This window comes from Arcobacter siniprincipis (SeqCode), from assembly GCF_048571125.1.
Lineage (GTDB): Bacteria > Campylobacterota > Campylobacteria > Campylobacterales > Arcobacteraceae > Arcobacter > Arcobacter siniprincipis.
The window spans coordinates 843,865-856,242 of sequence record NZ_CP182343.1; the positions used below are offsets into that span (position 1 = coordinate 843,865).

12 protein-coding genes are annotated in these 12,378 nt (G+C 27.3%); 3 read left to right on the top strand and 9 right to left on the bottom strand.

What is annotated here, in order from left to right; genetic code table 11:
• Positions 1 to 6: 6 nt before the first annotated feature.
• The gene (metA, locus tag ACNI3D_RS04260; protein ID WP_419768364.1) at positions 7 to 915 is read right to left on the bottom strand and encodes a homoserine O-acetyltransferase MetA; all 909 of its coding nucleotides are present in this window, start codon (positions 913 to 915) and stop codon (positions 7 to 9) included.
• Positions 916 to 1,061: 146 nt separating this feature from the next.
• Here metA and ACNI3D_RS04265 point away from each other — a divergent pair, with 146 nt between their 5' ends.
• The gene (locus ACNI3D_RS04265) at positions 1,062 to 1,838 is read left to right on the top strand and encodes a hypothetical protein (RefSeq protein ID WP_419768365.1); all 777 of its coding nucleotides are present in this window, start codon (positions 1,062 to 1,064) and stop codon (positions 1,836 to 1,838) included.
• Between the two features lie 2 nt (positions 1,839 to 1,840).
• Here the strand turns inward: ACNI3D_RS04265 and ACNI3D_RS04270 are convergent, their stop codons facing one another.
• From ACNI3D_RS04270 to ACNI3D_RS04285, 4 genes are all read right to left on the bottom strand, one after another.
• On the bottom strand, positions 1,841 to 4,927 hold the full coding sequence (locus ACNI3D_RS04270) for an efflux RND transporter permease subunit (RefSeq protein ID WP_419768366.1): 3,087 nt from the start codon (positions 4,925 to 4,927) through the stop codon (positions 1,841 to 1,843).
• 81 nt (positions 4,928 to 5,008) lie between these two features.
• The gene (locus tag ACNI3D_RS04275) at positions 5,009 to 7,234 is read right to left on the bottom strand and encodes a bifunctional diguanylate cyclase/phosphodiesterase (RefSeq protein ID WP_419768367.1); all 2,226 of its coding nucleotides are present in this window, start codon (positions 7,232 to 7,234) and stop codon (positions 5,009 to 5,011) included.
• A gap of 12 nt (positions 7,235 to 7,246) precedes the next feature.
• Positions 7,247 to 7,894, bottom strand: coding sequence for a transglutaminase-like cysteine peptidase (locus ACNI3D_RS04280; protein WP_419768368.1), 648 nt, complete (start codon positions 7,892 to 7,894; stop codon positions 7,247 to 7,249).
• 1 nt (position 7,895) lies between these two features.
• Complete coding sequence (locus ACNI3D_RS04285) at positions 7,896 to 9,209, bottom strand: MFS transporter (RefSeq protein ID WP_129100131.1); 1,314 nt, start codon at positions 9,207 to 9,209, stop codon at positions 7,896 to 7,898.
• A gap of 76 nt (positions 9,210 to 9,285) precedes the next feature.
• Here ACNI3D_RS04285 and rdgB point away from each other — a divergent pair, with 76 nt between their 5' ends.
• Positions 9,286 to 9,876 carry an RdgB/HAM1 family non-canonical purine NTP pyrophosphatase gene (gene rdgB, locus ACNI3D_RS04290; RefSeq protein ID WP_419768369.1) on the top strand — a complete coding sequence of 197 codons (591 nt, stop codon included), beginning with the start codon at positions 9,286 to 9,288 and terminating at the stop codon, positions 9,874 to 9,876.
• Here rdgB and ACNI3D_RS04295 read toward each other — a convergent pair.
• The 4 genes from ACNI3D_RS04295 to ACNI3D_RS04310 are packed head-to-tail and all read right to left on the bottom strand — an operon-like array spanning position 9,871 to position 11,602.
• Positions 9,871 to 10,233: a hypothetical protein gene (locus ACNI3D_RS04295; protein WP_419768370.1), complete on the bottom strand. Its 363-nt coding sequence runs from the start codon at positions 10,231 to 10,233 to the stop codon at positions 9,871 to 9,873. The two genes, rdgB and ACNI3D_RS04295, sit on opposite strands and share 6 nt — an antisense overlap.
• Entirely contained in the window at positions 10,230 to 10,580 is a 351-nt protein-coding gene (locus tag ACNI3D_RS04300) for a type II secretion system protein (RefSeq protein ID WP_419768371.1), read from the bottom strand. Before ACNI3D_RS04300 ends, ACNI3D_RS04295 begins: the two co-directional genes overlap by 4 nt.
• Positions 10,564 to 10,857 carry a hypothetical protein gene (locus tag ACNI3D_RS04305; RefSeq protein ID WP_129100135.1) on the bottom strand — a complete coding sequence of 98 codons (294 nt, stop codon included), beginning with the start codon at positions 10,855 to 10,857 and terminating at the stop codon, positions 10,564 to 10,566. Before ACNI3D_RS04305 ends, ACNI3D_RS04300 begins: the two co-directional genes overlap by 17 nt.
• On the bottom strand, positions 10,838 to 11,602 hold the full coding sequence (locus ACNI3D_RS04310; RefSeq protein WP_129100136.1) for a pyrroline-5-carboxylate reductase: 765 nt from the start codon (positions 11,600 to 11,602) through the stop codon (positions 10,838 to 10,840). Before ACNI3D_RS04310 ends, ACNI3D_RS04305 begins: the two co-directional genes overlap by 20 nt.
• Before the next feature lie 91 nt (positions 11,603 to 11,693).
• Between ACNI3D_RS04310 and ACNI3D_RS04315 the strand changes: the two genes are divergently transcribed.
• Positions 11,694 to 12,362 carry an outer membrane protein assembly factor BamD gene (locus ACNI3D_RS04315; protein WP_419768372.1) on the top strand — a complete coding sequence of 223 codons (669 nt, stop codon included), beginning with the start codon at positions 11,694 to 11,696 and terminating at the stop codon, positions 12,360 to 12,362.
• The last annotated feature ends 16 nt before the right edge of the window (positions 12,363 to 12,378 follow it).

Here is a 12,378-nt window from a genome sequence, read left to right on the forward strand (position 1 = left end):
TATTTTTTATTTTAACTCAAAAGGCGTTTCTTGATAAACGAAATAATTTAACCAATTAGCAAATAATAAATGTGCAGCTGAACGCCATTTTACTTTTGGGTCTTTTGTTGGGTCATTATTTTTAAAATAGTTTTTAGGCACATCTATCTCAAGTCCTTTTTCTACATCTCTTAAATACTCTTTTTGTAAAGAATCAAAATCATACTCAACATGTCCACTCATAAATACATGTTTTCTATCCTTTGAAGCTACTAGACAAACACCTGAATCTTCTGAATATAGAAGTAATTCTAAATCATCAACCTTATCAATATCTTCTTTTAAAACAGTTGTATATCTTGAGTGTGGAATATAAGCTTCATCATCAAAACCTCTTAAAAGAGGGTTTGTTTTATTAAATAAATCATGTTCAAAAACACCAAATGTTTTTTTGTTTTGTTCATATTTTTGAATACCATGGTGATAATAAAGCCCTGCTTGTGAACCCCAACAAATATGCAATGTAGACGTAATATTTGTCTTTGAGTATTCCATGATTTCTTTTAATTCTTCCCAATAAGAAACCTCTTCAAAAGGCATAGTCTCTATTGGAGCCCCTGTTATTATTAGTCCATCAAAATTGTGTTCTTTTATCTCTTCAAAGGTTTTATAAAAACTTTCTAAATGATCTTCTGAAGTATTTTTTGATTGATATGTTGCCGTTTTCAAAAGGGTAATCTCTGTTTGTAGGGGAGTATTCCCTAAAAGTCTTAATAATTGAGTTTCTGTTTCTACTTTATTTGGCATCAAATTTAGTATTAAAATTTTTAGAGGTCGAATATCTTGTTTCATAGCTTTCTTATCATTCATGATAAAAATATTCTCTTTTTGTAAAATTTTAACAGCTGGGAGTTTTTTGGGAATAACAATAGGCATATTAACCTCCTTAATAATTTTTGGAAATTATAACATTAAAGTAATAAAAAGAGCAGATTGTATTATTTTTGCTAGATAAAATAAAATAGTTTTTATGTATCAATATGCTAGAATAGAAACCAATTTATTAATAAAAAGGACAAAGATTGCCATATTATTTGAAAAATATAATATTACTTGTAATAACAGTATCATTTTTTACTGGATGTGTTTCCATAAAAAAAGAGAATGTTCAAGAGATGTTTCAATCAAACAATGCTGTTGAGATAAAAAGTGATTATAAAAAAATCAGTAAATTAGTTATTAGATTAAAAGAAAAACTTGATAAACGAAATCCAAGAGCTTATGATGAAAATTTAGCAAGTAAAATTTATACTGAAATTGACAATTTACAAGATACTGTAAACTTAAAATTTAAAAATAATGAGGTAAGCTCGTATAAAAGTTATTTACAAATTGCTTTTAGTAAAGATGATATTAAAAATAGAAATGATTATTTGATACTTGGCTTATATAAAAACATTTATGATGCATATGATATGTCTAGTAGTTATAAGATAACTGCTTTTTCATATGATAAAGAGAAGCTTTTAAAACTTTACAATAATTTGCAAATATTAGCTTGGAAAATTAAAGTTGAAAAAGATTTAAGCAATAATTACCTTTTTTTAACTTGGCAAAATAATTGGCAAATAGAATTAGAAAAAAAAGTTAAAGCTGGATTAAAACCAACTTGGAAAGATTTTGAAAATCTTGCTTTTATTAAAAATGGACAAGAGAGTATTTTTGGATATTCAAATTTATCATTTGAACATATTCTTTTACAAATGAAAGCTAGAGTAGGTACTACTTTAGAAAGACTAGGAACTGAACCTACCCAAATGAGTTTAAATACTATAAAATCATTATTTATCTTTTTATAGGATTAAAAACTCTTTCTTAGTTTGTGTGTAATTGTAAACAAAACTGGTAGATAAATAAGATTTAAAATTGTTCCCCATAAAAGCCCAAAGCCAAGTCCTATGGCTATGGGTTGAAATATAACTGCTTGCCCTGATGGAAAAAATATCAACGAACTCATACCTATTAGTGTTGTAATTGTTGTAATGAAAATTGGTCTAAATCTTTTTGTTGCTCTAGAAAAAATCTCATCTATATTTTTTGCCTTTTTTAAATATGTCATCATAATAATTCCATCATTTATGACAACTCCTGCTAACCCAAGTGCTCCAATAAGTGAAGGCATAGAAAGATTTAAGCCCATAATATTATGACCTATTAAAACTCCTAATAATGAGAAAGGGATAACACTCATCAAAATAAAAGTTTCCCTAAAAGAATTAAATAAGTACAACATTGACAACATAATTAAAACAAAAGTTAATGCAGAAGCAAATAACATATCACTTCTTAAGCTTGCTTGTTTCTCTGCTTCACCTTTTAGAACTAATTTAATCCCTTCATTTTTAAACCTATCTAAAATAGGTTTTATCTTTTCTAAGGCTTCACTTGCAGTTAGAATTTCAGGATCAACATTTGCATAAACATAAAAATTCTTTTCTCCATCTTCTTTCATAAGTTGTTCAAACCCTTTTATTATATTAAAATCTGTAACTTCGTATAAACTAACAAAAGTTCCATCACTTAGTGGGATTTGTGTATTTTTAAAAGCTTCAAAATTGTCTTTGTTTAAGCTTTGTATTTTTATATCAAGCATATCAGTAGTATCAAAACTAACAGCTTTTTTCTTTAAAAGATAAAGATTAGACAAATATGAACCAAGACTTGACTCATCCAAACCAAGATACTCTCCATAAGTGTTTACCTTTAGTTTTATTTCGTCAATTCCAAACTTCAGAGTATTTGAGGCATTTTTTATACCATTTAATTGTTGGAGAGAACTTTGTAGTTCATTGACTGCTTTTATTATCTTTTTATTATCATTTGATATAAGTCCGATTTTAATATCAGACTTTATAGGTCCTACTCTTTTTTCTAGAACTGATATTTCTGATAGTTTATATTTAGATTTGTAATCTTGTTTTATTAAGAATTGTTTTAATTGTTTTGCAATCTCTTTTGATTTTAATTCTCTTGTCCTATTTTTATCATCATAATAAAAACTCAAATAAGGAGTTACATATTTATCCAAAAAGTTTGCTTCTTTTGGTTTTTGAAGTTCTAGTGTCATATACATAACATAAGAAAATCTTTCAGTATTATTTGCTGTATCTCTTCTATATCCTGCAACTGAATCAATACTTTTAATATAAAAATCATCTTTTTTAGCTATTAAGTCTTTTTCTATATCTTGTACTATTTTAAAGGCATCTTCAAGTTTTGTATTTTGGTTGGCTTTAATTGTTATTTTAACATCCGTAGCATCAAATTTTGGAAACATCTGAAATTTTGAATTTTTTACAAGAAGAACAGTAAAAAGTGGAACAAGTATAATAAAAATAGTTAAAAATGTTTTTTTCCAATTCATAAAAAAATGAAGAGTTTTATTATAAAGAACATTTACCCTTTCCCAAGAAGTAACCTTTGAATCACTTTTAAGAGTGTGTGCTGCATGTATTGGTAAGAATAAAAATGATTCTATTAATGAGGCAACAACTAAGGCAGAAAGGGCTATGGGAATAAGTTTCATAACTTCACCCAAGGTTCCACTTATCATTAAAATTGGTAAAAATGAAAATAGTGTTGTAATTGAAGCAATAGTTACAGGTTCTACCATCTCTTTTGCACCCAATACTGCTGCTTCTTTTGGGGCATATCCTTCTTCAATATATTGTTGAATATTTTCACTTACAACAATTGCATCATCAACAACTATACCAATGGCTATCAAAACTCCAACAAGGGAAATCATGTTTATTGAATAACCAGATAAGTAAAAATATATTGCAGCTATTACAAATGAAGTTGGAATACCAAGGGCAATAATAAAAGACATTCTAGCATTGATTAAAAGCATAACTATTATTGTAATTAGAATAATACCAAGCATGATATTTGAAATGACAATATTTAATCTATCTCGTATCCTCTCGCTATTATCATCTGCTATTACAATATTTACATCTTTATTTTGTTTATTTAGTTTTGGCAAAAGTTTTTCAATATCTTTTGTTATAACCAAAGCATCTGCGGTATCGTTTTGTTCTACTTTTAAAGATAAGGCATTTTTGCCATTAAAGGAGTAAAGAGTTGAAGAGTCTTCATACTTCTTTTTAACAGTTGCAATATCACTTAAATAAACTGTTTGATTTCCTATTTTTATAACACTTTTTGCAAATTCTTGGGCATTTTTTGCACCATTGTATGTTGATATATAATAGTGTTTTTTCCCTTCTATTTTACCTATTGGGAAAATATATGAAAGTGTTGATATGGCATTAAATATTTCGGTCTTATTTAATTTAAGGGCTTCTATTTTATTATCATCTAGTGATATTTCATAAAATTTATCAGAATCACCAAATATGGTTATTTCATTTATGCCACTTATTGTCATTAATTGGCTTTTAATATCATCAGCTAAAGGTTTTAATTCATCAAGAGTGTATTTTGAAGAGGTTAACGAGATGTCCATTAAAGTTCTAGTTCTATCTACTACTTTAACAGTTGGTTCGTCCATATCAGAGGGAAGATCTTTTTTTACAGAAGTAATTATATCTTTTACTTTATCTGATTCGTTGTACCTATCTTTTCCTTTCTTTAACTCTAAGATAATAGAAAATTTACCTGGACTAATAACAGTAGTTATTGTATCCACGCTATCAAGATTTTTTAAGTCATCTTCTATTTCATTTACAACCATTTTATCAAGAATATCAACTGATGCCCCTGTATAAGAGCCACTGATTGAAATCATTTCAAGTTCAAAGGTAGGGAAAATTTCTTTTGGAGTTTTATTATATGCCCATATTCCAATTGCAAAAATCATGAAAAAAAGAGTGTAGTTTATTCTTGAATTTTCTACAAAAAACTTTAAAATTTTTTCAAACATATTTTGCCTAAGTTTAGTATTTATATGAAATTATAGATAGTAATTATTAATTTTTGATTAATAATTACTAATATGAGTTTTTTATCTACTTGCTGCGTGTAATCCTATCTCTTTTACTTTTTCTAAGTCTTCATCTGATTTAACATTTTCAGCCATTACTTTTATATTAACAAGATTACATAAATCTTGCATAGATTCTACAAAGGCATGTTTACCTGAATCAGAAGATATTCCATTTGTATAATCCCTTGCAAGTCTTATAAAGTCAAGATTTAAATCTTTTATACTTCCTAGTGGTATAAATTTAGACTCAAATCTTTTTACAATAATTCTAGCATGATATTGATTTACAACTTTTGCGAAAACTTTAAAGTGTTCTATATCTTTAGCAACTCCATATGCTGTAATTGAGAAGACTAATTTACTAGCAATTGAATTGTTATTTTGAAGGGTCATTGTCAACCAATCAATAAAGTTTGAATCAACAATAGAATCAAGAGATAGATTTATAGAAATATTATGTTCTAATGTATTTTCTTTAATATGTTTGATTACATTACTTACAACAGCTTTATCAAAATCCACAACTTTTTCATATTTTTCAGCAATAGAAATAAATGTACCAATTGGTATTTGTTCACCATCTTTATCATAGGCAGAAGTGAAAGCTTCTTGCATGATAAGTTTACCTTCATTTTCTCCTGTTAAAATATATTCATTATTAATATACTTAACATCAAATTTTGAGTTATCAATAATGTCAAATATCAACTCTCTCCATGACTCCATATCTCTTGCTAAATCATTTGCATCTCTGATAACTGCTTCATTTGGACCAATTTGTTTTGCACTTTCTCTTGCTTCTATTGCAGCACTCAACATCTCAGGAATTGTTCCTATTTGGTTAAACATTGTTACCCCAATATTAGAAATATTTGTTAAATTTACTTCTTTTGAAAAATCATCAAATTTTACTTTTAAATATTGGCTTAAATTTTTAATTTCTTCTTCAGAACAGTTTTTAGCAATTAAGGTAAACTCTGAACCAAAAAATCTAAAGGCTTTTATTTCAAACTCAAATGATTCATTTGAGTTTTGTAAAATATTTGCAAAATCTTTAATAAATTTATCAACTGCACTATTTGAATTGTTTTTAGCAAATTCAGCTAAAGATTCGATTTTTAAACTCATTACATAACCATCAGTTTTAGTAATAAACATATTTTTCATATCTGTTTCAAATGTTTGTCTCAGTTCTAATTTAGTAAGTCCATCTTGGGAGATTTTTTTAGTAACATTTTCAATATTTGCATTAAGTTTTTTTATAATTCCTTCAATTTTACTTGACATATCATTCATAGCAATTGCTACATTTTTTATCTCAGTTGTTACAGGTAACTTATTTATTTTCCCAAATTTACCATGGGCAATATTTACTGCTAATTTTTCTATATTTTTCAAAGGTTTCAATATAAGTTGTAAAAATAGAACTAAAATAATAAAAGAGATAAAAAAGGCAATAAGAGAATATATAATAGCTCCTCTTGCTTGTTCATATAGTTTTGCATATGCATCGCCTGCATTTGAACTTACAAAAATAGTTGCTACTTTTTTCCAACCATCACTTATTTCACTAGATTTTTCTTGCATATTTAATTGGATTAGATTTATAAACCATTGAGGCACATAGTCAAATTTCTCTTCTCTATACTCTTTTACTAAAATTTTATTTAGATTTATTTGAGATTTGGCATTTACTAATTTATTATTAATTTTTACTTTAAATGAAACTTCAAAATCACCACCATCTTTATATTCTTCTGTTGGTGTAAAAATATATTTAGTATTTGTTTTAACATCATTAGCTACTACTTCATTATTAGAAACAGAATCAAGAGAGTCTAAAGCATTTTCAAAATAAGAGTCATTGGTATCTTTTTCTATTTTCCCATATTTAGGGTCAATTTTAACATCGTCAATAGTGCTATATTTATTTATATTCATATCTTCGATATTTTTGATTAAATCATCATTTGTAAATGAAATTTCAACATCTTCAAGTCTTATTTCTTTATAAAATCCTCTATTTGCAATTGCCTTTATTGTACTTTCTATTTCGGGGTCATGTTTATCGCCAATAAGTGATTTAAGACTTATTCCCAGTGCAGTTGCAGTATCTTGTGCTTTATTTGCTGATTCTATTTCTAAATACTCTTTTGTATTATTGACACTAATAATAAAATTACCCACAAATATTGCAAAAAATATTACAGATATTATTAAATAAAGTTGTTTAGATAAAGACATATTTTTCCTTTGTTAAATTCTACTCATTAAATCTTTCCAAGATTTTAAGTTATTTTTCCCCACAAGTTGTGAAGTCTTACCTTTATTTTTCGCTTCCCATAATCCTTGGGCATTGAAACTATAAACTGGTTTTAAGTCTGGTCTTTTACTGGCTAGTTTTAATATTTTATTTACATTATCTAAGACTACAGGTGTAGAGCTTGGTGTATGATAATATGTCAAAACCATGTGAGCTTGTTCATATTTTGTTCCCCTTTGAAGTAACTTTACATAGGTTATTCGTAATTTATCTTCAGGAACACCTAGCTTTCTTAGGGTAAAGTATTTAGCAATTGCATAATCTTCACAATCACCAGCTCCTGTACCCATAAATTCAAAAGGAGCTGCCCAATAATCTTTTTTATTCCAATGGCTTTGGTCTGTTGCATATCTTATTTTATTGAAAAAGTCATTTACATCTTTTAGTTTGTGTAGAATATCTTTTGATTTAGCATTTTCAACCATCTCATCCCAAACTAAAACTCTTATTCTAGCTTTTTCGCCATATTTTTGCGTAAATTTATCTAATTTTTCCTGAGAAATATTAAATGTCTTTACACTAAAGGCAAAGCTTATTAAAGTAATAATAAGAAGAAAAGAGATGATTGGTTTTTTTCTCATATCATTTTAAAGTGCTTTTTAGCTCATCCTCACTTATTTTATCTTTATCATATTTTACTATTAAAAGATTTTCTGTATCATTTACATACCATTCATCAATTATATCACTATTTTCAAAATTTGAAAACTTTGATTTGTCATAGTCATCTAAATTTAAATAAGCAGTTTGTTTTTTTAATGGATTTGGAAGTGTAAAAATCATAATTGCCCAAGCAATACAAATTGCTGCTATTGCTATTACTATATCAAAAAGATTTACTTTTTCAAAAAATACTCCACCTAGCAATCCACCAATAAAAGTTCCAAAATAACCATAAGAGTTAAAGACTCCTAATACAAAACCTCTTTGGTGAACTTTTGCATATTTTGAAGCAAGTGATTGCATAATTGGCTCATGTACATTAAATCCTATAAAAAATAGAACTACACCAATTGCAAAAATAGTGGCACTAGATGATGTTCCAATTACTAGGTATGAAATAGCAAAGAAAATAATTCCAGCGATTAGCACTTCTTTATATTTTCCTTTTTTCTCAGCTAATATAGCAGCTGGTCCCATAGCAAGCACTCCAAATATTGTAGCTGGCATATATACTTTCCATAAATCTGACATTGACCATTCAAAATGTTTTATTAAAACCATAGGAATAATCATAAAAGCAAAAGTCATAAAACCTTTTTGTAAAAAGTTTGTAAGGTTCATTTTTAATAAGTTTTTATTGAATAATACAGATGTAACAGCACCTTTTTTATTATAAGTGTGAGTTATTTTTGGAGGATTTGGAACTGCTTTTATTAAAACAAAAATTGAAGCAAAGGCAATAACAGCAGTAATAATAAATAAAGACTGAACTCCTAACCAAGAACCTAGTGTTGGTCCTAAAATCATAGCAAAAGCAAATGCCATAGCAATACTTCCACCCATTAAAGCCATCGCTTTAGGTCGTTGTTCTTCTTTTACTAAGTCACTTATAGTTGCAGTTACAACTGCTCCAATAGCTCCTGCACCTTGCATCAATCTTCCAAGTAATAAAGTCAAGATATCATTTGAAACAGAACAAATTATTGATCCTAAACCAAATAAAATAAGTCCTAGAATGATAGTTCCTTTTCTACCAAGTTTATCACTCATAATTCCAAAAGGAACTTGAAAAATCATTTGAGTTAGAGCGTATCCTCCAACTATAATTCCAACAATAGTAGTTGTTGCACCTTGTAAGTTCATTGCATATACAGAGATAACTGGTAATACAATAAATAATCCGAAAAATCTTAGTGAAATAATAACACTTAATGGCATAATAGATTTAATCATTTATAATCCTGAAGTTTGATAAAATAAGAAAAAATTATATACTAAATATATTAATATAACATAAATAAGGAAAGCAATGAAAATAGTTTTAGCTACATCAAACAAAGGAAAAATAGGGGAGTTCAAAAAGCTTCTACCAAATGAAGAGGTATATACTTTCAAAGAGCTAATTGGAGATATGAAAATAATTGAGGATGCCAATAGTTTTAAAGGCAATGCAATAATAAAAGCAAAAGCAATATATGATAAATTAAATAGTGAAGAATACATTGTAATATCAGATGATAGTGGAATCACAGTTCCTGCAATTAATAATGAACCTGGAATTTATTCAGCTCGTTACGCAGGTGAGGGTGCTAGTGATAAAGAAAATAATGCAAAATTAATCTCAAAATTAGAAGAAAAGAACTTGCAAATAACGCCAGCTCATTATACAGCTTGTATATGTATTATTTATAAAGGTGAAGTTTCAACTGTACATGGTTGGATGTATGGTAATGTGATTCCAAAAGAGATAGGGACTGAAGGCTTTGGATATGATCCTATGTTTATTCCAAAAGGTTATGATAAAACTTTAGGTGAATTAATGCATGAAGCAAAAAATAAATTTTCACATAGAAGTAAGGCTTTAAAATTAGCAAAAAAAGTTTTAGAAGTTATTTTATAACTTTTTTATTAGTTGTTTATGTAGATTTATTTCATTGTTTAATGTTTTTGCATTTACAAAAATATCAATAGTAACATTTTGCGGAAGAGCTTCTAAGCACCCTTTTTCAAATGTTACAATTGCATTTAACTTATAAATATCATCATTAAAAGATAACTTCTCGATGTAATTAGATTTTAAATCTAGAGTATTTATATAATCTTTGAAAAAATCCATATGTAGTTTTGCTTGAGTTTGTAAATATGAATTTGTTAGATTTGAAATAGATAATGATTTTGTTTGAAGAATAAGTACAGTAAAAAATGAAAATATTGATATCAAAATTAAAGTAATAAGCAAAGAAAAAGAGTTTTTCATTTTATAATAACCACTTCTTGACAAAGTCTATTTTCTATACAGATATTTATTGAGGCATATTTATTATTTACTGTTAGGTTATACTTATTTACATCTTTTAAAAGTAAAGAGTTTTCATAATAGAGATTTTTATTTTTGTATGTTAATTTATCAAAACCTAAATTTTTCTCTAAAAAAAGTTTGAAATTTAAAAGTTCAAGTTTCGTTTTTTCTTCTTGAAAAGTTTGTTCATTTTTTACAAAAATTTCTTTATAAAAATAGATTGAATAAATAGAAATAAGTGAAACTATAAAAATACAAACAATAAGTTCTATTAAAGAAAATGCTTTTTTATTTGATAAGTTCATATTTGTATAACTTTATTTCATCACTATTTGTAGTAATCTTTTTCACTAGTAATTCTTTTCCTACACCATTTTCTAAAATAGTAATCTCTTCTTGAGAACTTTGCATATTTGAATAATCTGACTTTTTAAGTTTATTTGAGAGTGTATTTAATTTTTGGAATTTTTTATTTGTATTATTATCGTAACTTAATTTAAAAAATATAGCTACGATAATAGATACAACTATTAAAGAAACAATCGTTTCTAAAAAGATAAAACTATTTTTTTGAGATTTCAACGGCTTTTTCGTGAGCTGCTTGGATTGCTTTAATCATAGCATCTCTTACACCTTTTTCTTCTAAGGATGCAACTCCTGCGATTGTTGTTCCCCCAGGACTTGTAACTGAGTCTTTTAAAACAGCAGGATGGTTTTTTTCTAATAATCCAGCAACTCCTTCAAAAAGGCCTTGTACTAAATAAGTGCTAAATTCTCGCTCTAATCCTGCTTTTACAGCACCATCTGCAATACCTTCTGCAACTAAAGCCAAAAATGCAGGACCACTTCCCGCAACTGCTGTTGCAATGTCAAGTTGTGCTTCTGTATTTACCCATAAAGTTTTACCAATTGAATTAAATAGTTCAAGTGCTATATTTTTTGCTTCTCTATCACCTGTGATTGTAGTCATAGATTTTCTAATTGAAGCTGCAACATTTGGCATAACTCTAATATATGTTTTTGATAATATATGTTTTTTTAGACTTTCAATTTTTGTACCGGCTAAAATTGATATAAATAAGTTTGCTTTTCCTTCAAGTCTTACTGCTACACTTTGTAAGGCGTAAGGCTTAACACAAAAAATTATATTTTTATTTGTAATATCTTCAATATCATCTAAAACTTTTACTTCAACTTCTGGTATTAATTCTTTTAATTTCTCTAATTTAACTTGGTCTCTTCCCAAAATTTCGACTTCATGACTTTCTATTAAACCTTTTGCTAAGGCTCTTGCCATCATTCCATTACCTATTAATGTGATTTTCATATTTTACCTTAATATTGTTTTTTAGATTATATCAAATATTTCCTAAGCTTGGATTAGTTAAAATACTTCTTTTTACAAAAGGATAGTAATAATGATTGGTTTAAGCACAATAGCAAAGAAGAGTTTGAGTTTGGTAATAATTGCAGGGTTTGCAATGACTCTTATATCTTGTTCATCAAAAAAAGGACCTAAAGAGTATGGTCAGCCTGCTATTTATTGGTATAATAAAATAACTGATGACATAGCAACTAGTGATTTAGAAGGTGCAGATGATGCTTATATTTCTTTAGAGAGTGAACATAAAAACTCACCTTTATTAGCAACAGCATTAGAAATTTTGGTTAATGCACACATTGAAGAAGAAGAGTATGCCTTAGCAAATTTTTATATTGATGAATATACTAAAAGATTTGGGGTGAGTAAAAGTATTGATTATTTTAGATACTTAAAAATTAAAGCAAACTTTTTATCTTTTTCTTCTGAGTTTAGAGAACAAAATTTGATTACAGAAACACAAAAAGAGATAAATGAGTTTATTATCAAGTTCCCAAATTCTCCTTATATGCCTCTAGTAGGAACAATAAATGCAAGATTAGCTATGGCAAAAGCTTCTTTTGATAAAGAGATTGCAGATTTATACACAAGAATTGATAAACCAAAAGCTGCAAAATTTTATGAAGAAAAAGTAAGTAAAAATTGGGTTGACCCCAAAGAGATAAAAGAAGTAAATGTTCCATGGTATAGAGCAATCTTCGAATAATACAAATATATTTTAG